General features: G+C 41.8%; 22 protein-coding genes. 12 read left to right on the forward strand and 10 right to left on the reverse strand.

Annotated features, from left to right (window positions below):
• Positions 1-7: 7 nt before the first annotated feature.
• Positions 8-2,965, forward strand: a complete 2,958-nt coding sequence (locus BVC88_RS15455) for a DNA polymerase III subunit alpha (protein WP_075351613.1) — start codon at positions 8-10, stop codon at positions 2,963-2,965.
• 100 nt (positions 2,966-3,065) lie between these two features.
• Here the strand turns inward: BVC88_RS15455 and BVC88_RS15460 are convergent, their stop codons facing one another.
• Positions 3,066-4,412: a metal-dependent hydrolase family protein gene (locus tag BVC88_RS15460; RefSeq protein WP_075351614.1), complete on the reverse strand. Its 1,347-nt coding sequence runs from the start codon at positions 4,410-4,412 to the stop codon at positions 3,066-3,068.
• A 151-nt stretch (positions 4,413-4,563) separates the two neighbouring features.
• On the opposite strand from BVC88_RS15460, the gene BVC88_RS21370 reads away from it, so the two are divergent.
• From BVC88_RS21370 to BVC88_RS15470, 3 genes are all read left to right on the forward strand, one after another.
• Complete coding sequence (locus tag BVC88_RS21370; RefSeq protein WP_175574430.1) at positions 4,564-4,704, forward strand: hypothetical protein; 141 nt, start codon at positions 4,564-4,566, stop codon at positions 4,702-4,704.
• A 205-nt stretch (positions 4,705-4,909) separates the two neighbouring features.
• Positions 4,910-5,371: an antitoxin Xre-like helix-turn-helix domain-containing protein gene (locus BVC88_RS15465; protein WP_075351615.1), complete on the forward strand. Its 462-nt coding sequence runs from the start codon at positions 4,910-4,912 to the stop codon at positions 5,369-5,371.
• Between the two features lie 5 nt (positions 5,372-5,376).
• Complete coding sequence (locus BVC88_RS15470) at positions 5,377-5,832, forward strand: RES family NAD+ phosphorylase (RefSeq protein ID WP_075351616.1); 456 nt, start codon at positions 5,377-5,379, stop codon at positions 5,830-5,832.
• A gap of 29 nt (positions 5,833-5,861) precedes the next feature.
• On the opposite strand, the gene BVC88_RS15475 is transcribed toward BVC88_RS15470, so the two are convergent.
• From BVC88_RS15475 to BVC88_RS15515, 9 genes are all read right to left on the reverse strand, one after another.
• Complete coding sequence (locus BVC88_RS15475) at positions 5,862-6,278, reverse strand: PIN domain-containing protein (protein WP_075351617.1); 417 nt, start codon at positions 6,276-6,278, stop codon at positions 5,862-5,864.
• Positions 6,275-6,532: a DUF6364 family protein gene (locus tag BVC88_RS15480; RefSeq protein ID WP_075351618.1), complete on the reverse strand. Its 258-nt coding sequence runs from the start codon at positions 6,530-6,532 to the stop codon at positions 6,275-6,277. Before BVC88_RS15480 ends, BVC88_RS15475 begins: the two co-directional genes overlap by 4 nt.
• Before the next feature lie 49 nt (positions 6,533-6,581).
• Positions 6,582-7,730, reverse strand: a complete 1,149-nt coding sequence (locus tag BVC88_RS15485) for a hypothetical protein (RefSeq protein WP_139316584.1) — start codon at positions 7,728-7,730, stop codon at positions 6,582-6,584.
• A gap of 62 nt (positions 7,731-7,792) precedes the next feature.
• Positions 7,793-8,674 (reverse strand): formate/nitrite transporter family protein, encoded by an 882-nt coding sequence (locus BVC88_RS15490; RefSeq protein WP_245803657.1) that lies wholly within the window; start codon positions 8,672-8,674, stop codon positions 7,793-7,795.
• 59 nt (positions 8,675-8,733) lie between these two features.
• Entirely contained in the window at positions 8,734-9,756 is a 1,023-nt protein-coding gene (locus tag BVC88_RS15495) for a hypothetical protein (protein WP_075351621.1), read from the reverse strand.
• Positions 9,757-9,779: 23 nt separating this feature from the next.
• Complete coding sequence (locus tag BVC88_RS15500) at positions 9,780-10,571, reverse strand: hypothetical protein (protein WP_083639123.1); 792 nt, start codon at positions 10,569-10,571, stop codon at positions 9,780-9,782.
• 152 nt (positions 10,572-10,723) lie between these two features.
• On the reverse strand, positions 10,724-11,398 hold the full coding sequence (locus tag BVC88_RS15505) for a 3-keto-disaccharide hydrolase (protein ID WP_075351622.1): 675 nt from the start codon (positions 11,396-11,398) through the stop codon (positions 10,724-10,726).
• Between the two features lie 170 nt (positions 11,399-11,568).
• Positions 11,569-11,964 (reverse strand): group III truncated hemoglobin, encoded by a 396-nt coding sequence (locus BVC88_RS15510; RefSeq protein WP_075351623.1) that lies wholly within the window; start codon positions 11,962-11,964, stop codon positions 11,569-11,571.
• Between the two features lie 2 nt (positions 11,965-11,966).
• Complete coding sequence (locus BVC88_RS15515) at positions 11,967-13,217, reverse strand: alkaline phosphatase family protein (RefSeq protein WP_075351624.1); 1,251 nt, start codon at positions 13,215-13,217, stop codon at positions 11,967-11,969.
• Positions 13,218-13,448: 231 nt separating this feature from the next.
• Between BVC88_RS15515 and BVC88_RS15520 the strand changes: the two genes are divergently transcribed.
• The 8 genes from BVC88_RS15520 (at position 13,449) to BVC88_RS15555 (ending at position 20,963) form a co-directional block, all read left to right on the forward strand.
• Complete coding sequence (locus BVC88_RS15520; RefSeq protein WP_075351625.1) at positions 13,449-14,123, forward strand: OmpA family protein; 675 nt, start codon at positions 13,449-13,451, stop codon at positions 14,121-14,123.
• 93 nt (positions 14,124-14,216) lie between these two features.
• Positions 14,217-15,587: a glucoamylase family protein gene (locus BVC88_RS15525; protein WP_083639124.1), complete on the forward strand. Its 1,371-nt coding sequence runs from the start codon at positions 14,217-14,219 to the stop codon at positions 15,585-15,587.
• A 20-nt stretch (positions 15,588-15,607) separates the two neighbouring features.
• On the forward strand, positions 15,608-16,393 hold the full coding sequence (locus tag BVC88_RS15530) for an SDR family NAD(P)-dependent oxidoreductase (protein ID WP_075351626.1): 786 nt from the start codon (positions 15,608-15,610) through the stop codon (positions 16,391-16,393).
• Complete coding sequence (locus BVC88_RS15535; RefSeq protein WP_075351627.1) at positions 16,390-17,277, forward strand: ROK family protein; 888 nt, start codon at positions 16,390-16,392, stop codon at positions 17,275-17,277. Before BVC88_RS15530 ends, BVC88_RS15535 begins: the two co-directional genes overlap by 4 nt.
• Positions 17,278-17,300: 23 nt before the next feature.
• Positions 17,301-18,113 (forward strand): sugar isomerase domain-containing protein, encoded by an 813-nt coding sequence (locus tag BVC88_RS15540; RefSeq protein ID WP_075351628.1) that lies wholly within the window; start codon positions 17,301-17,303, stop codon positions 18,111-18,113.
• A gap of 72 nt (positions 18,114-18,185) precedes the next feature.
• The gene (locus BVC88_RS15545; RefSeq protein WP_075351629.1) at positions 18,186-19,376 is read left to right on the forward strand and encodes a Gfo/Idh/MocA family protein; all 1,191 of its coding nucleotides are present in this window, start codon (positions 18,186-18,188) and stop codon (positions 19,374-19,376) included.
• 191 nt (positions 19,377-19,567) lie between these two features.
• Positions 19,568-19,849, forward strand: a complete 282-nt coding sequence (locus BVC88_RS15550; protein WP_075351630.1) for an immunity protein Imm33 domain-containing protein — start codon at positions 19,568-19,570, stop codon at positions 19,847-19,849.
• Between the two features lie 88 nt (positions 19,850-19,937).
• Positions 19,938-20,963 (forward strand): cobalamin-independent methionine synthase II family protein, encoded by a 1,026-nt coding sequence (locus BVC88_RS15555; protein WP_075351631.1) that lies wholly within the window; start codon positions 19,938-19,940, stop codon positions 20,961-20,963.
• Positions 20,964-21,005: the final 42 nt, after the last annotated feature.

Here is a 21,005-nt window from a genome sequence, read left to right on the forward strand (position 1 = left end):
AATGACCATGTTCACCAACTGCCACTCCCACTTCAGTTTCAAATACGGCACAATGTCCATCGAGGCATTGGTAGCGGAGGCAAAAGCCAAACGCATCGATGCGTTTGCGCTCACGGACATCAACTGCACCGCTGGTATTTTTCCTTTTATCCGGGTTGCGCAAAAGGCAGGCATTCATCCGGTGGTCGGCATCGATTTTCGAAATGGTAGCAGTCAAGCCTATGTGGGACTGGCGCAAAATCAGGAAGGCTTCTACGAACTCAATACCCACCTCTCTGATCACTTGGTTTACAAGAAGCCTTTTGCAAAGCGTGCACCGGCTTTTGCTCATAGTTTCATTATCTACCCACTTCCGGAGAAGTACTTTGATCTGCGGGAAAATGAATTTGTCGGCGTACATCCACACCAACTCAACCGACTGATTTCCTCCCCTTGGTATCGCTTCAAAGACAAACTCGTCTTACTCCAAGCGGTAAATTTCTCTTCCAAAATCGAATTCAATGCGCATCGACTTTTGCGCAGCATCGATCTGAATACCCTACTCAGCAAACTACCCATCGAGGAGCAGGCAGATCCTAGCGATCAGTTTTACAGCTACGCCGATATGGTTTCACGCTGTGAGAATCACAGCTACCTCATCGCTAATGCACAAAAAATTCTCGAGCAATGTCAGTTTTCCTTTTACTTCCAAGCGGTCAAAAACCGTCGGGATATTCTAGGTTCGGATTGGGAAGATTTTGACTACCTGCGCCAAGAAACCTTCAAGGGAGCCATCAATCGCTATCCGAATCTCAGTCCCACGATCAGTCAGCGAATCGAAAAGGAACTCGAACTCATCCAGCAAAAGTCCTTTACCTCCTACTTTCTGATCAATTACGACATCGTGACTTTTGCACAAGAGCGCAATTTCTACCATGTCGGCCGGGGCTCCGGTGCCAATAGCATTGTAGCCTATTGTCTCGGAATTACCGATGTGGACCCGATTGAGCTGGACTTGTATTTTGAGCGTTTTATCAATCTCTATCGGGAAAATCCCCCCGATTTCGATATTGACTTCAGCTGGACGGATCGGGATGCGGTGACAGAGTATATTTTCCAAAAATACAATCAGTCCGGTCAGGAGCATGTCGCACTGCTCGGCTCCTACAGCACCTTCCAAGCCAACTCTATGATCCGGGAACTCGGGAAGGTCTTTGGGCTACCAAAAAGTGAGATCGAGTCGCTGATTCACTATGCAGGAAAACCGGACTATGTCGCTGATCAATATGGTAAACTCATTCTGAAGTACAGCCAAGTCCTCCACGATATGCCCTCGCATCTGACTATTCATGCCTGTGGAATTCTGATTTCGCATAAACCGATTCATTATTACACAGCCACAGAAATGCCCCCCAAAGGCTTTCCCCTAGCGCATATTGATATGCATGTGGCTGAGGATATTGGATTGCACAAGTTTGACATCCTGAGCCAGCGTGGACTTGGACATATCAAGTCCGCCATCCAGATCATCTATGAAAATCAAGGGATCAAAGTCGATATCCGCCAAGTCGAACAGTTCAAAAAAGACCCGAAAATCAAAGCGCATCTACGGGATGGGCATACAATCGGGGCATTCTATGTGGAGTCACCCGCCATGCGTATGCTCCTGGCCAAGCTGAAAGCAGATGAATACCTTGAGCTCGTCGCTGCCAGTTCGATCATCCGTCCTGGAGTGGCTCGCTCAGGCATGATGAGGGAATACATCCTGCGCCATATCGATCCTGAGCGTCGTAAACTAGCCCATCCTGTCATGGCTGAGATCATGCCCGAAACCTATGGAATCATGGTTTATCAGGAGGATGTGATCAAAGTGGCGCATTACTTTGCAGGGCTAAGTCTGGGTGAGGCCGATGTGCTACGCAGAGGCATGAGCGGAAAATCCCGATCCAAGGATGAATTTGAGCGGGTGAAAGATCGGTTTTTTAGCAACTGTAAAGAAAAGGGACATCCGGATAAGCTGGCTGCTGAAGTCTGGTATCAGATCGAAAGCTTTGCGGGTTATTCCTTTGCCAAAGGCCACTCAGCTTCCTTTGCAGTGGAAAGCTATCAGAGCTTATACCTCAAAGCCTATTTCCCGCTGGAGTTTATGGTTGGTGTGGTGAATAATTTTGGGGGCTTTTATCATACCGAGTTTTACATCCACGAACTCCGAATGAATGGGGCTGATATCCAAGCTCCGCATATCAATGAAAGCGACTACTTGACCCGGATCACGAGCAAGACCGTCTATTTGGGTTTTATCCATCTGAAGTATTTGGAGAAATCCAGTGTAGAAAAAATCCTGAGTGATCGCCTCGAAAATGGACCCTTTGTAGGATTGGTAGACTTCACCGCACGGGTAGGTATCAGTCTGGAGCAATTACTGATTCTGATCCGAATTGGATGCTTTCGCTATACGGGAAAGACTAAGCAGGAATTGCTCTGGGAGGCACATTTTATTCTAAACAAGCGCAAAGTCATTCCCGGTCCAACTGATCTTTTCAAAGGCGATAGCGGATTCAATTTTCGTCAGCCAACTGTTCCGAAACTGGAAGAAATCGACATCCGCCAAGAAATCGTCGATCAAATCGATATTCTGGAGTTCCCGCTGGACTCCCCTTTTCACCTAGTCAAAGACCAAAGCATCCAAGGTATCCGAGCTCAGGATATGAAAAGCTATCTCGGCAAAACCGTGCAAATCGTGGGCTATCTAGTGACGGTGAAATACACGCGCACTATCAAAGGCGATGTGATGAACTTCGGGACTTTTGTAGACCGGGAAGGGCACTGGATCGATACGGTGCATTTTCCTCCTGTCGTAAAAAAATATCCCTTCAAAGGTCGAGCAATCTACTTGATCGAAGGCAAAGTCACCGCAGAGTTTGACTTCTATTCTATTGAGGTCACAAAGTGTGAGCGACTGGAGTATTGGAATGGAGGGGAGTAGTTCAAGAATTAGACTGGTTCAATACTTAGTTTTGGACCAAAATAGTCCTAGTTTTCAGAGTGAAGAAGCAGTCTTAAGACCTCAAAGAGATGGCCCAAGTCTAAAGACTTGGATCTGTAAGATTTATAAGATTCTTATGAATCTCACCATCCTTCATGATGATCAAAAATTTCTCTTTTGGTTGTGCAATCAGGCTAAGGTCATCTAACGGATTACCGTCCACCAAAATCAAATCTGCAAATGCCCCTTCTTCCACAACACCCAATTTTCCAGGATAAGGGCTTCTTAAACCTGAAAGCTGGAGCAATTCCGCATTGTCATGAGTTACGATCTTGAGGATTTCGGCATTGGAAAACCACTTTTGAAGTCGGAGAATATATTCATTCTGCAAGGCATTAAGTTCAGGTTCAAAAAGAAAATCCGTACCCCAAGCCAATTTCACTTTGAGCTTTTTAGCCAAAGGCCATACTTTAGATTGTCCTTCGATGACCGGTTTTCTCTTTTCCCGACGCAGAGGATCCATATCTGGAGTATCTTCTACCAGATTCTGGGTACTAAGCCATATCTTTTTCCTTGCCATCAACCGAAGCGTTTTTTCATCCAGCATCTGTCCATGTTCCACACATTTCACTCCTGCCTCAATGGCCCTTTGGATCGCCCTTGGTGTATAGGCATGTACCATTACATAAGTACCCCAGTCTTCCGCAGCCTCCACAGCAGCTCTCATTTCATCAAAAGTATATTGGGTTACATCCACCGGATCATATGCTGAGGAAGTTCCTCCTCCTGCCATCAATTTTATCTGACTCGCTCCAAAACGGAGGTTCTCACGAGTAGCTGTCAATACCTCATCCCTCCCATCTGCAATAAAAGTTGCATTGTATCTTTCCGCCCGAGAAGGTTCTCCAAAGAATCTCCTGGACTTTTCTTCCGGTGTCCTAAAATCCCCGTGTCCTGCTGTCTGACTGATAGTCGCTCCGGATGGCCAAATCCTCGGACCTTTAAACTTCCCAGCGTCTATCGCCATTTTCAATGGAAAAATCGGCCCTCCCGCATCTCTGACAGAAGTAAACCCCCTTAGCAACATCTCCTCCGCACCTTTGGAGGTTTTCTCTACAATAACTCCCTCCGACAACATCGGCGACATCATTTCCTTCATCGTGAGTGCGCCAAAAGCCATATGCACATGTACGTCAATTAAGCCGGGCATTAAGGTTTTTCCATTACCTTGGATCCTTTTTGCACCGGGCATTATTTCAATATTCGTTGGACTAATTGATTTAATTTTGTTTCCCTCTACCAAAACATTGACTACAGGAGTTAGCTCTTCGGACTTTCCATCAAACACCCTCACATTTTCAAAAACAACCACACTCAAATCCTGACTTTTTGATATGCCTTGGATCAAAAAAAATAACGACCATAAGATTAAAACGCTCTTTTTCATGTGTTTATAATTTTTCTATTTGGTCACATGGAATCTCGCAGATTATAATCATCCCAGTGTGTGACTTTTTAGTCATGCTCGATTTCATAAGAATACTTTATACCCGATTTCAATTTGGGTCAAATTAAAAAAAATTAAACTCTTCTCCTGTTTGATAAATAAAATTAACCTTTCCGCCTTGCTAATTGATTTAAACTATCCAATCAAAGGTAACGTCTTTCCGGATTTTGACTTCTACAGCATCGAAGTCACGAAGTGTGAGCGGCTGGAATATTGGAATGGAGGAGAGTAGAATTTAAAATGAAGAATGAGAGAATTGGAAATGAAAGGTAAAAGCCGGAGAATTATCTGAAGCCTCCAGCCAATTACATGTTAGGATGGATTCCATATGTGCTTCTTCATAGGTCATTGTATGATTTGTAGTAAAAAACTTTTGAGAAAAAGATCTAAATTGGACAAATTACGTTATCTTAAAGGACAATTTACCTAATTGAGTGATGGCAAAGAAAAATCAGAAAGTCAATGAGCCAGCAGTTGCTTATCTCCGAAATACCAATCTATCCGTTGGGGATGTACTCGATATCGATTCTAGCGGGTTGGACGAGCCACTGAGTCGGGTTGAGACTTTTAGAAATGGTCTAGAGAAAAAATCTTTTGAAAGCCTCAAAGAATTATCAGGGCTTGATTACAATACTTTAGCGACTGCTTTGGGTGTCTCCTCCAAAACCCTCCAGCGAAAAGAAGTATTCGATACTGCTCAGTCCGAAAAGATCTATGAGTTGGCCGAATTATATACGCTGGGCATCAATTATTTTGGTCGGGAAGGATTCAGAAGATGGATGGAGCGACCACTTTTCACCCTTGGCAATCGAGCGCCTCTGGGCCTGATAGATGTATCAGAAGGCTTGGACCTTCTCAAAACAGAAATCATGCGACTGCAGCATGGTATTGCTGTTTGATCGATATGAAAGTCTATCGAATCGCCTTATCCCAATACTGTGATACCAGTGGCGAAGGAGCTAAAATCTATGGAGGCAGGTGGAATCTCCCCGGATCTCCTGCTATCTATGCAGGATCGAGTATCTCTGCTTCCCTGCTAGAAAGGTTGACGATTGATCCCGAATTGCTGTCGTCGGAGCGGTATATTAGATATGCCGTAATGGAAATCAATATTCCCAATGAACTGGTATTCACACCGGAACTACAGGATTTGCCGATAGGCTGGAATCATATTCCACCAGTAAAAGCATCACAAGCATATGGCACTGACCTTTTAAAATCCGGGATAGCCTGTTTTGCTGTGCCTTCGGTAGTGGATTCCAGTTCTTTGAATTATGTAATCAATCCGTTGTATGAGAAATTCCATTTGTTGGAATTCAAAACCTATCCGCTGGAGTTGGATCAGCGGATTGTCAAGTGATTAATTGAGAAGTTTTTTCCAACCAAAAATTACCCAAAATACTTTCTCACAAATCCCTGACAATCAAACACAGGAATATCTGAAAAGTGAAAGTCACTTAAATCTTCTGTTACTATCACATCACAAGAAGACCCTAGAGCAGCGAAATATTCCAAACCATCTTCTAAATCCAGGACACTAGGATTTAAAACCGCCTGGAGGACTTCATTTGTACCCACCGTGGTAATCAAAAGTTTTGAAGTTAAAATTCCGATTTTCTTTTTTGCGAGTGCGGATCCACTCTTTTTCTCAGAAAAATAAAAAGCGATTGCAAGACAGATTGGAGAAGTGTAGAGCTCATATCCATTGATTTGTCCCAAACTTAGAACCCTAGAAGAATAGGGGAAAACAGGAAATTCCTTATTCAAAACAGAGATAAGAACATTTGCGTCTAAAAAAACCTTCATCTCCGAGACTCAAAGAACTCCTTTTTTTTAGAAGAACTCTTATCGGTGGTACGGATATACTCCGCCTCTCCTTCCTCCACCTGATCAATCCAATCCGCAATCGGAAGATCTTCCAAAGTTTTAAAATCTTCTGAAGTCAACTGAGAATAAATATATTCAGTCAGTCTTGAAAGACTGATTTGATTCTGCTTTGCAAAGGCCTTAGCTTTTGCTATCACTTTGGAATCAAAAGCAAGCGTAATTTTAGTATCCATAGTTGAATTGTTATACGACAAAAATAAATATTTTATACGTAAATTAAAATCAATTTTTAGTTACCTCCTTCAATTTCAGCTTATAATAAATCACTTGATCTTCTTCGGTTTCGAAAAAATCCTGATGCTTCAGAGCCAAAATATCACCATTCTCTAAAGAGATTGTAGTAAAAATCAAACCTGGTGGAACAGGATTATCTGTTTGCAATTGATTAAAATCAAAATCAAAAACAGTCAAATATTTCTTCTTAAGCTTTTCTATTTCTCTCCTACCTTCAGGACTATCCCTATCAAATTGCCTAGCTAGGTCTTCAGAGACTCCTTTGTGATAGGTCACCACTATTTTATCCTTAGCTTGATAGATTTCTTGGATAGAACCGGGGAAATCATAGGCAGACAGTTCATTATAATCCTCAGCATTTTCAAATGGAACACCCTTTTCCATTACTGCGTCAGTTACACCCAAACTCACTTCTTTTTGAAATAGTACTTCTCCCTCTTTCTCCTGATAAACCCAAAATTTCAATTCATTTCTAAAATAAAGAATCCATTCGTTTCCAAATTTATGGACAGTGGGAAATGTCCAAAAATGAAAATTTCCATCGTTAAAAATAGAGTTGGGAGGAAATGGCATAGTAAAACGGGAAGTATGGGAAGCAGTATCAATTACTTCTAGAATAGGAGATTTATATAAATTCTTGATTAAATCAGCCAGATTATCCCAATCCAATTCCCCTTTCTCTGGCCTAATAAATGCGATATCTTCTCCCAAGGAATAATAAGGATCACCTTTAAGTCCATTTAAATAGAAATATTCTGAAGGCATTTTATAACTCCAAACCCTATTCCCTTGAAAATCATATCGATAAAATCCCTCCGGAGCAGCCATAAATTCAATCCCCCCATTAGACAACCCTATGGGGTTTATCCATCCCGGCACCGCGTCCGGTCCATCAGTCGGGAAATTAAAAGTGGAAGAAATACTTCCGAATTTATCCAAAACCAACACCTCTCTATCCCCATTCCCCCAAGCCAAGTACTGCTGACTGGAAGAATCATAATCAATGATCCACAAGTCCCCCAAATAATCAATCTGAAGTGAGTCTACAATTTCAATTGAATAGGTAGCAGCAGTATCCTGATTTGCTTGGTCGGAAGAATTACATGCAAATAGAACTAATAACCCAAAAAAAGTCATCAATTTTCTCATCCTGAAAAATAGAAAAAACGCTTCTGTGATTTTAGTTAAAAAAAGCAAACTCAGCTCTTTCCGCCAACATTAAAGACAAATGCCCGATATTTCAGCAAAGCCACGAAAGTCGCACCACCAAAAGCATTCCCTAACAAAGCTGTACTCTGAAAAGAAATGTAATCCCAGAATGATATCTCAGGTGAGCTCATCATTCCCGAAAAAATCTCCACACTTCCAATAATACTATGGTGTAATCCGGTAAAAGCCATCACCGCGGTAATCAAAAATATCATCACTATTCTGCTGATAGTATCCCGAGCTGAAGCAAGTAACCAAGACAAAAGTCCCATCAACCAGCCTGCCAAAATCGCACTTACAAAGATCACCCCTAAACTGAAATCTAAAACATGAGTAGCGATCTTGACCACCGTTTCTTGATCAAATAAATGAAGACTTGGGCCTAGCCACAGTAATATTAATGCTATAAAATATCCACCGATTAAGTTGCCACATATTACCAAAGCCCAGATTTTCAAAAGACTTAACACATCTCGTTTTTTATTTAAAACAGGAAGAGTCAATAAGGCTGTCTGCTCGGTAAAAAGTATACTTTGCCCCAAAACGACCAAGATAAACCCCAAAGGATAGACAAAAGCAATCATTTTGAACATGGTGTCTTCACCTAGTTTTCCGTCCAGAAAATAGAATAAAGAACAAATCATCAGGTAACTGAACCCTATCTCTAGACCTGCGGTCAGTGAACTTAATAAAATGCTTTGAGGGCTCTTTTCGTAAGTCTCTTGAGCATCGCTCAGCTGTTCACGAAGGATTTCTCCATGAGATTTGGCAGTATCCTTCTTTTGAGACTCTGATTTCTCAATCTCTCGATCTATTCGCCTTTGCTGCTCCTCTTCGAGTTGCTCTTTTGTTTTTTCTTTATTCCACATCATCCTAAAAGTTCATTTTCCATCTGACTACGACGGACTTATTTTATCTTTCAAAAAGCATACTATCTTCTACATTTCATTATTATCTGGGATTCAAACTGCTTATCATTTGACATGGTTGAAAAGAATTCTTTTAGATAGGATTTGGCGAGCTTGACATCACGTTCTTCCATGAAAAGTTGATTGTCTACCAGTGCCATCAGCTCAGGCTCTTTAGCCAAAAACTCTTGCCGAACAGCCTGCATAATTCCTTCGTCTCTACAAAACCCTCGATAAAGCCGATCGGTTATTTTTTCGATATCTACCAGATTACTGACTTGCGCATAAGGAGGGCTAACCAAGCCAGTCATATCAAAATCATACGCCAATGGAATGAATTCGGTATCGGAAAGTTTCATGATCTTCTGATTGTGATAGAACATACTTGACCAATCCGTATTGCCGATCATGTATTGAAAGAGGTCATGACGGACAGTTGCAGAGTCCATCAGGAAAGTAGGCCCCAGTTTTTTTTCATCAAAAATCTCCCCGCCGAATTTCTCCGCCACCAGGTCATCATCCTCGATCAAAAACCCTATCAACTCACTTACTTCCCCTTTTTTATCATCCTCATCGACAAAGGAAATTTTCACCAAACGAGTTGGAAAAAAGTAGGGAGTGACTTTCTCATACATCTTGTAGGCAAGGTATTCCTTTGCGATATAGCTCGGAGCATTTTTTGAGTCATTACAAGGCATGACTAGCTTTAAGCTTTTATGACCTTCAAACGGGGTTTCTTTTGATTTTTTCTTTTTGATTTTTATCCGAATCGGAGGATAGGAGCAATTATCCCTACGGAAATTACCTCGGGCTCTCAAGTCAATATCCAGACTATCCCAACCACCTTCGGTGTTTTTATACATTAAAAATGTATCAATGAAGGTTGAGTCATTCGTTTCGGCCTTCACTTGTTTAGAAGAAAATTTCATCTGAATTTCCAGAGGTTCTTCGGTAGAAAAAAGCTCCGGATAAGTCTGAGAAAAAGAATTTAACGAAAGAAAGAATCCGATTAGGAAGAGTGCGAAAAATCGATTTAGTACATTCATTTTAATTCGGTTAAAGTTTATAATTATTCAAAAATCGGATTGGCTTCTTTTTTAATTCTCTCCAATTCGAGCGAATCCAAATCAAACGTTTCGAGTTTAATATCATCTATACCATCTTGGTCAAAAGGATTTTCCAACTGCTCCTGCACATTGAAAAGAGAGATGAGAATAAATGAAGATACGATCGAAAGGGAATAAAGAATCCACGAATCATTCATCGATGAAGATTCATTCAATCTATAAAGGATGGAAGGAACGTAAATAATCGGATAGAGGTAGATAAATAAAAGGCAGTAAGCCCTGATCGAAGTAGGAGTTCGATGAAGCTTGATCGCCGCAGTATTTTCAATTCCAATATGCACATCACGCATGAAACCGAGGACTTTGAGTAACCCATTGATTTTTACTTTACTGTTCATATGGATTAACATATCATTCACCTTGCTTACATCAGCCCTTAAACTTTCAATAGGAAGTGGCTCTGGCCCCAAATAGGAAATCAGTGACTTTGGAATTCGAAGAAGTATTTCCAAAACATCATCTTTCTCCTTAGATGAGATTTTTGTATTGCTTTCGATGCTGGACTTAACTGTAATTATTCCCGCCTTAAATCTGGACAAAAACTCTAATGCTTTTTCCCTGCGCTTGAATGCACTTCTGATCGTAAAAACCAATGGGAAAATAATAGCAATACTGATCATCGTCAAATCAAAATTGTATTGAAAGTTGAATCTTATGGTCAGAAAAGTGGCAAACCAAGTGATGCCCAATGCAATCAAAGTTCGGGAATTGATAATAGACAGGTATTTTTCCATTTAAAAAAGGCTCCGAGAGAAAATCAGTTAAAGAAGTTTAATTCAACCCTGATGAAAAGATTCTAAACTCAAAATATTTCAACAGCTCAATGGAAATATACTAAAAATCTTAGGATGAAATCAAAAATCCAGACCAAAGAAACAGATCAGTCTCATCTCATTTTTAAAGCAATAGATCTAAATTCCACCTCAGCGCCTTCTGCCTGAAGAGCAATCTGACCCTTGGTTGCAGTTGCACCGAAGCCTTCATTTACTAAGACTCCATTCACCCAAACGGTCACCCGATCTTGGCTACATTCGACTTTTAAGTGATTCCATTCCCCTAGTGCTTTCTCAGTATCATCTGTCAAATTGATTATTCGTCGCTCCTTCCCTTCCGTCACTCCCCAATTTTCCTTTGACCCCCGCCTAGCTTCCATATTTTCCACTTGTATATTCTCTTGAATACACCAGAAATCTCCGGCATTCTGATACATCAGCTGAACCTCAATGGACTTGGGAAACATCCCATATAATGCACGGGGAGTTGAGGCATGAACTAAAACCCCACAATTCCCCGGTTCTCCAGCGAAGCGATAGTCAAGCTCTAAGGTGTAATTTTCATAAATCGCATCCGTAATCAAATGACCTTGAGGAGTCCCTAAACTCACCAAAAGTCCATTTCTAACTATAAATGGAACTCGAAGGGAACTGTCATTCTGTAAATCAGGAACATCGATATGCCATCCTTTAAGATCTTTTCCATTAAAAAGTGAAATCTCTTTTCCTTGAGCAAAGACAATCTGAAAAGAGATAAGAATAATAAGAAAAGTGATGGTCAGTTTCATGTGTTTATAATTTGGTTTTTATTGGCTAGGTAGCCTGTCCCGTTCCGATATGTTTCGGGATTGGGAGAATCTCACTGGGTTACAATCATTCCAGTTTGTCACTTTTTGGTCATGCCTGTCTGCCTCAGTCATGCTCGGTTTCATAGATTCAGATTGGATTAGAATTTACCTTATCGAGGCCTTGCCTCCCAAATCCTCATGAACAGCATGTGAGCCATTCTTCGCGCATGCTCTTTGGCAAAGTCAGCTATTTCTCCTTCAAAATACCGATCAATTGTCATAAACCAAAGCTCCAGCCAATTTCCAAAATGTGCTTGCTCTATGGAATGATCTACTTTCTGATCCACCTGCTGATGGACTTTAGTGGGGTTAAATTGACCTTTTCCCGGTCCAGTTTGAAGTAAAATCATTTCCCAAAAATCAGAAAGATGTACTAAATGATGATCCCAATCTTGGACAACCGAATTAAAGATTGGTCCTAAGGTCTCATGAACCCGAATTTCTTTATAAAATCTTCGAACTAAAAAATCTACTTCTTTTCGGCTTTTGATGTCAATTCTGTCCATGATCAATCTTTCAGAATCTTCTCCAAAACTTCCAGTTTCCCATCAATTTCTTCTGAAATGGGTAGACCTAAAATCTTACAAATGAGTGGATAAATGTGGATATTATCAAAGGATTCGATTCCCATTCCTGATTTAATTTGAGGCCCCTGAGCATAGAAAATTCCATGCATCTCAGGGTATTCTTGGCTATAACCGTGGGTACCTCTTACACTCGTTCCATCAATTCGCATTCTACGGCTCACGACTTCCCTGTATTCTTCATTATCAATAAAGTAATGCCCCAAATCAGCCAAGACAATCACATCGCCAATTCGATCTCCGTGAAGACTAACATCATGATAATATTCTCCATCTGCCGGATCAAAAACTTTAAAGCCAACTGCTTCCTTTCTTATCTCTTCTATAACTTTTGCTTTGTCCTTTGGATCATCGAGATAGATATGGGCTAAAGCTCCACTATTGACTACTTTACCGGAAACATCTTGTGTAATTCCATCAAGCGAAATATAGTTTTCCAAAGACACATCAGCCATCCCATGATCGGAAACGATGATAATATTCACATCTCGGTCTAGGCTTTTGACTCCCTCAAATAATGCACCCAACTCCCTATCCAATTGTTCTAATCGCTGGGAAAGCTTAGCATCATTAGTTGCTCCGTAACCATGTCCGACATCATCCATATCAGAAAAATACATCGTGATCATCCTGGGTCTGATTGAATCTGGCATTTGCAGCCATTCAAAAACCTTAGAAACTCTGGTTAGATTATTTACACGCCCATCATAATCATAGTAATAACTAGGCCGAACACCCTGCACATCTGCTTCAGAGCCCACGAAAAAGTAACTCGCTGCCTTCATCCCATTCTGCTCGGCAAGTACCCAAAGTGGAGTCCCACCATACCAACTCCCGTCAATTACCAATTCTCTATTATTGATTTTGTAGGTATCATTTTTATCAGGATTATAAAATGAATTATCAACGATGCCATGATGCTCAGGTCTTAATCCGGTAGCAATTGTATAGTGATTTGGAAATGTCTTTGTTGGAAAAGATGGAATCAAGGAATTTGCTGCAACGCCACTGGCAATGAATTTCCGAAGATTCTCAGGTTGAAATCGCTCCACATAATCATATCGAAATCCATCCAGCGATATTAAGATCACATGAGGATCTGATTTCTCCTGACTCATTGAAGGATTCAAAATAAAGAGCAAACAAATGCTAAAAATGCTCAAGAATTTTTTCATGGTACTTTCCTTTAGGATGCGTCAAAGTTCTTCCTTTCTCGACAAAACACAAATGAATAGACAAACTTGAAATAAAACTTTTAAGACAATTGCGAATCGGTCAGTTTCTTTTTACTCACTTTTCCCCAAAATCGGCAAATCCTTACTGAGATAAAATCAAAATAGTCCCCGGACAAGCCAATTTTGACACGGTATAAGATTTGGGTGTAGGTAAATCAAATATCAATAAAAATGAAAACTATCAACAAATTAGTAATTGGTTCAATGTTAATAGGCCTATCATTTGGGACCTTTAGTTGCGGCACAAGCAACGCTGTAAAAGGCGGGGCCATAGGTGGTGCAGCTGGAGGTGCTTTAGGTGGAGTCATGGCAGGCGGAGAAAATACTGCATTAGGTGTGATTTTAGGATCAGCAATCGGCGGATCTGCCGGAGCTATCATTGGAAAGCAAATGGATAGACAGGCAAAAGAATTGGAGAAATTGGAAAATGCGGAAATCGAACGCGTAGCTGAAGGAATCAAAATCACTTTCGATTCTGGATTGATGTTTCCAACAAATCAATTTGCACTTACTGAGCAGTCTAAAACAAACTTGCGCGAACTTGCAGAATCTCTTAAAGAATACCCAGATACGGATATCTTGATTAATGGACATACCGACAACACGGGAAAAGAAGCTTACAACATGAATTTATCAAAGAAAAGAGCTGGATCTGTCAAAAACTTCTTGACCTCTCTAGGAGTAGAAAATGGTAGATTAGAAATAGTAGCTTTTGGAGAAGAAATGCCAATAGCTTCAAATGAAACTGAGGAAGGAAGACAAAAAAACAGAAGAGTTGAAGTAGCTATTTCCGCTAATGAGAAAATGCAAAATGATGCAAAAAATGGCGAATTGGATAAAAATTAAGGTTTAATTCATTACAAATTAGTGATACTGAAGACGCCAAATATGGCGTCTTCTTTTTTTTAATAGGCAGAGAAATATCTCTAAATTCAAGGCATGATTAAGCCTTTTAAGATTTTTAGTTCGTTCAGCTACATTGCGCTGATCAGCTTTTGCATTTCGTGCACAGGATGTACTGAAAATCCAATCCCTAAAGATTCAATAGAAGTCAAACTTTCTGATGAACAGCTCCTGGATTCTGTTCAGTATTACACTTTCCAATATTTTTGGGATGGGGCAGAATCCAATTCAGGCATGGCGCCTGAGCGCATTCATTTGGACGGTAATTATCCAGACAATGACCAATTCATTGTGACAACTGGAGGAACAGGAATGGGTTTAATCGGGATCTTGGGAGCGATCGATCGAAATTGGATCACAAGGGATCAAGCCAGAATCAGATTCGAAAAGATGGTTGGGTTTTTAGAAAAAGCAGACCGATGGCATGGAATCTGGCCTCACTGGCTGGATGGTAAAACCGGAAGAGTCAAACCTTTTTCTCCGAAAGACAATGGTGCTGATTTGGTAGAATCTGCATTTTTGATTCAGGGCCTACTTGCTGTGCGGGAATATTTCAAGGATGGATCGGAAGCAGAAAAATCCCTCGCAAATAGGATCGATTTGCTTTGGCGTGAAATGGATTGGGATTACCATACCCGAGACGGTCAAAATGTATTGTATTGGCATTGGTCACCAAATTTTGCTTGGGACATGAATTTTGCCCTCGAAGGCTATAATGAAGCCTTAATCACCTACATTTTGGCAGCTTCTTCACCCACTCACCCAATTGCACCTGAAGTTTACCATCAGGGCTGGGCAAGAAATGGGGACATAAAAGCCAACGGAATTGCTCCTTTCGGCTTTCCTCTCCAGCTCAAACATAACGGAGCCGAAGAATATGGAGGGCCACTTTTTTGGGCACATTATTCCTATCTAAGCCTAAACCCAAAAGGTCTAAAAGATGACTATGCCGACTATTGGGAGGAAAACAGAAATCAAACGCTAATAAACAGAGCCTGGTGCATAAACAATTCCGGCAATTTCAAAGGCTATGGAGAAGATCTTTGGGGATTGACAGCCTCATATTCGATCAATTTCTACGATGCGCATCGTCCCGGCAATGACACTGGTGTGATTTCTCCTACAGCCGCCGTCTCATCAATAGTCTATACCCCAGCCGAAAGCATGAAAGTGATTCGAAATCTCTATGAAAACTATGGGGATAAAGTTTTTGGAAAGTTTGGATTCTATGATGCCATGAGTCCACATCATGATTTCTTCCCGCAGCGATACCTTGCTATTGACCAGGGACCAATGGTAACAATGATAGAAAATCACAGAAGTGGCTTGGGCTGGAAACTCTTTATGAGTGCCCCAGAGGTGAAAGAAGGCTTGGACAGATTGGGATTTAGCTATCAAATTCCTTAAGTTCTATTTTAAAATCTGCTATGCGACTTGTTGACAAATCTTTTGTAATTATCGGAGGAACTTCCGGAATAGGCCTTTCTGCTGCGAAAGCGCTTGCGCGAGAAGGCGCGAATCTGGTACTTGTTGGACTAGATGAGCAAAGTTGTAAGGATGCTTATGTTGCGCTGGATGGTATGGCTCATGTGAACTTTGAGGATGCGCAAGAGGAGGGTGTCGCAAAATCGGCAATAGAAATTTGCATCGATATCTATGGGAATTTTCATGGACTTTATCATGTCGCCGGAGGAAGTGGTAGAAAATTCGGAGATGGTCCGCTTCATGAGATGACGCTCGAAGGTTGGAATAAGACACTTTCCCTAAATCTCACATCTTTGATGCTATCCAATCAAGCCGCAGTTCAGGCTTTTCAAAATCTCAAGCACGGTGGATCGATTCTGAATCTAGGCTCTATTTTAGCCTTTTCACCTTCACCAAAATACTTCGTCACCCATGCTTATGCTGCTGCAAAAGCTGCTGTGGAAGGTTTGACTGTAAGTTCGGCTGCATATTACGCTTCTCAAAATATTCGAATCAATGTCCTTGCACCGGCTTTGGTCGAAAGTCCTATGTCCCAGCGCGCCATGACCAATTCTGAAATCATGAATTTTTCTGCTTCCAAAATGCCTTTGGATGGTGGGCGAGTTGGTCAACCTTCTGATCTCGATCAGGCTGCAGTCTTTTTTCTTTCGGATGATTCCAAATTCACCACAGGCCAAATCCTCCACATCGATGGTGGCTGGCACTTGACCGAGGGACAATACGGATGAGGAAAGCAATTGGTATAGACCTGGGAGGAACAAATATCAAAGGTGTCCTAATCGATGAGCAAGGAAAAATCCTGCATCAAACTCGAAAAGCCACAGTTGGAGAGGAAGATGGAGTTTGGCAACAGAATGTAAAAGCACTTTACCAAGAAATTCAAAACTTTGACCCCGATTCTCAAATCCAAGTAGGACTTTCTGCACCTGGACTGGCTAATGAAACGAACTCCTGCATCAACTTTCTACCGAATCGACTTCCTGGTTTAGAGCAATTGGATTGGTCTACTTTTCTAGGAAAAGAAACTTACGTTTTGAATGACGCTCACGCTGCCTTGGTGGCAGAAGCTTCATTCGGGGTGATGAGAGGAATGAAAAACGCTATTTTGCTTACTCTTGGTACTGGAGTAGGCGGAGGATTATTGTTAGACGGCAAACTTTATCAAGGCCTTGCCCAAATGGCTGGTCATATCGGTCATTCGGCTATTCAATCCGGAATGGATGACCTAAGCATTCTTGGAATCCCAGGAAGCCTGGAATATGCTATTGGAAACTATTCCATTGCCAAACGCAGTCAAGGGACATATCAAAGTACTTATGAATTGTTGGAAGCTTATCAAAGAGGCGAGACATTCGCCAAATGGATGTGGCTGGATATGATGCGCACGCTTTCCTTGGCGATCTGCTCGCTTGCCAATATATTTTCACCGGAAGCGGTTGTGCTGTCAGGTGGCTTAACCCATGCCGGTGATTCGCTCTTTGTCCCACTTCAGGACTTTGTGGACCGCTATGAATTCCGGCCAAATGGAAAGCAAACCAAAATCATCAAAGCCCAATTTGAAGACTTCTCGGGCGCTATTGGCGCAGCAGCTTTTGCCCTCAAAAAAACTTAAATCTACCGGAAAACAAGAAAACCATGTCCTATACCCAAACCTACCTCGACCGCTGCCAAGAACTCTTGGATGGAGTTCGTACTCAAGAATCAGCCATCCAAACTGCTGCAGATTGGTTTTCAAAATCCATTTTAGCTGGTCGAATGGTCCATGTTTTTGGTTCGGGTCATAGTCGCATCATGGTGGAAGAGATGTGGCCTCGCTATGGATCATTCCCAGGTTTCAATCCGATTGTGGAGCTTTCGTTGACTTTTCACAATCTTGTTGTAGGGGCGAATGGGCAGCGTCAAGCTATGTTTTTGGAGAACGTTCCGGGTTTTGCTTCTCAAATTCTTCGAAATTTTGACCTTTCAGAAATAGATTCCGCATTGGTGATTTCTTCATCTGGATGCAATGTAGTACCGATTGAAATGGCTGAAATCTTCCAATCGAAAGGGATCAAAACCGTTGGCTTGATTTCCAAAAAGCATTCTGAAGCCTCCACCTCAAAAAGATCCGATGGGAAAAAATTGCAGGATTTCTGTGATTTAGTATTGGATTCAGGCGCGCCGGTGGGAGATGCAATGGTCCAAATTGAAGGCTTAGAAACTCCCGTCGCTCCCGGTTCTACAATCGGATCTTGTATGTTGGTCAATGCCGTCAAGGCAGAAGTAGCAAACTTGCTTACCAAAGCGGGGCATCCTCCAAAAGTATTGACTGCAGGAGCGGTGATCGGAGCTAAAAAAGCTACCGAAATCTTCCAAGCGGCCTATGATGAACATGGGCATCGAATCGCCAAAATGTATCAACAAAATGGAATCCCATCTTATGTCTCAGAGCAAAACCCTGTGAAATAAGGTGCAGATTTCATTTCCAAAATAAGCGCACAGGTAATATATTATACTTTCAAACCCAAAAGATCAAAACCTATGGCAAACATCTGTATTCTCGGAGGAGGATTTATTGGTCGATTTTATGCCGAGTCATTAACAGGAAGACGGTCGAGAGACCAAGTCAAAGTCGTCTATTCCAGATCAGAAGAAACTGTAGCTCGCTTTGCGAAAGATTATAATGTTCCGGTCTCATTTACCGATATGGAAAAAGCAGTTGCGCATCCAGACTCAGCGATTGTGATCATTGCTTTACCAAATTACCTGCATGAAGAAGCAGTAATGCTTTGTGTAAAATATAAAAAGCCAGTACTCTGCACCAAGCCACTTGGAAGAAATGCCGAAGAAGCATTTCGGATGATGGATGCCTGCGAAAAAGCAGGAGTCTTCTCGGGCTATTTGGAAGATCTTTGCTATACACCAAAATTCCAGAAATCACTCAAATCTGTTCAGGATGGAGCAATTGGCCGGGTACTTTGGGCGAAATCGCGAGAAACCCATCCGGGCCCTCATGCCGATTGGTTTTGGGATCTGGAAGCAGCTGGAGGCGGAGCGATTGTGGATCTAGGCTGCCATTGCATTGAGATTTCGAGGAATTTTATCGGGAAAGATATTCGCCCGTTGGAAGTCATGTGCTGGGCAGACACCCAAGTGAAGCCTATTGATGCAGAGGACCATGCAATCGGTTTGGTGAAATATGAAAATGGGGCAATCGGTCAATTCGAGGTGAGCTGGACCTTCCGTGGTGGAATGGACCTTCGAGATGAGGTGATGGGAACTGAGGGGACGATTTGGGTAAATACTTGGCTGAGAACCGGATTTGAGATGTTCACTTCAGGGGAAGGAAAGGGCTATATCGCAGAAAAAGCGGAATCTGATTCTGGTTGGCAATTCCCAGTTGGTGACGAGGCTCACGAGTTGGGCTATCCAAATATGTTTATCGATATGTTTGATGCAATTGAAAAAGGCACTGCACCCCAAGAAACTTTCTACGATGGCTATGTAGTGAACTCAATAATTGATGCGGCATACAAATCTGCGAAAACCAAGCTTTGGGAACCTGTGGATTTGAAAGTTTGGCGTGGAAAAACCGGCATCACCAAACCTTCCGTCTTCCAAGAATACGATGCGGATCATTGGCTAATCAAAACCGAAAAACTCCCGAATGGCGATAAAGTCACGATTGTTAAAAACAAAGAAAGTGGAAAAGTGAAGGAGATAGTGGGGTGATGGGTGTTTGGTGTCGGGTGTTGGAGGTTGGATGCGGGAAGCTTCGATATTTTGACTTTTACGCAAATAATAAAATGCTAATCATAAGGTAAAAATATGGACTCAAGGGAGATGTATATGGCCACGAAACATTTGGGATCATTAATAAAAAGAGAATCGGAGTTCTTTTATTGGGGCAAAAGCTTTAAAAAATGGAATTGATAAATTCAATTGATACAGCTGTTTTCACTACAACGTTTGTCCTCTTGGAAAACAAGCCAATCACTTTTGTAACACATGAAATTGAGGATGGAGCTTGGCAATTCTTTAGTGATGATGAATTTGAGAATTTTGAAGATGTAGCTAGAATAGTGGGATTTCAGGAGATATTAAATATTGACCCTTCTCTTATTCAGCTTCTTGAAATGGAAGCCGGTTATACAGCGACTAGAGCCAGCAAAGATTGTAATTGGAAAATCCGAAGAGCGGGATGAAAAAACACTTCTTTTTTTGATGAAATGGCTTTAAAATATTAACTCAAATCTATTGATCCCCAATCTCCTAACCCCTATTCCCTAACCCATGCAACCAACCCCAATCAGAACCACCGTAATCGGCTCCTACCCTTTTCCGGGATGGCTCGAGTTCGGCTCGAATAACCTAGACAAATTTGGAAAAGCAGACATCGCCGAAATGATCGATGATGCAGTCAGTATTGCTATCAAAGATCAAGTCGATGCAGGACTTGATGTAATCACTGACGGAGAGCAAACTCGAATCGATTTCAACCTTTCTTTCTATGGCTTTCTGAAAGGTCTCCAACCCAATCATGACGAGACCCGAAAGTTTGGACCTCCTGCCCATGATCAGCGAGGGAAGCATTCCATCATTGAGCCATTGACTGCTCCGGAAGGATTGGGTGCAGTAGAAGAATATAAACGCTTGGTTCGCCTTGCCCCAAAAGGCCCGACTTTGAAAGCTTCAATTCCCGGACCTTATACCTTGAGTGGTAGAATGATTCCTGATGGCAAAATCTACAAGGATCGATATGAAATCACCGAAGCACTTTTGCCTTTAGTTCGAGAGGAGATTCAGCGATTGGTGGATGCAGGTTGTCAGGAAATCACCGTGGACGAGCCATCAATGTCATGCTATGCCTACAAAGAAGATACGAAGCGATTTGTGGATATTTTCAATCGAACGGTTGCACCAGCGGTAGGAAAAAGTAGACTTTCAACGCATTTATGTTTTGGGAATTTCAAAGGAAGACCTGTTGGTTTCCGTAAATTGTATCCGATGTTACCAGATTTCCTAGACTTCAACGTCGATGAAATCCATATCGAAATGGCCAATCGGGAATTTGATGAATTACCACTTTTGGCCCAATTCGCAGAAAAAATGGACGTCGCTGTAGGAATCATTGATGTGAAAAATTATTACATCGAAACAGTTGAGGACGTCAAAAACAGAATCAAACAAGTCCTTCAATATGTCCCAGCAGAAAAGCTGGCAGTAGCACCCGATTGTGGACTCAGTCAAACTGCCCGCTGGGCAGCCAAGCGAAAACTCGCAGCAATGTGCCAAGGAGCGAAAGAGATGAGGAGGTAGGAAGTTGGAGGTCGGATGTCGGATGTCGGATGTTGGATGTTG

This window comes from Algoriphagus marinus, from assembly GCF_001936475.1.
In the GTDB taxonomy this organism is placed as follows: Bacteria; Bacteroidota; Bacteroidia; order Cytophagales; family Cyclobacteriaceae; genus Algoriphagus; species Algoriphagus marinus.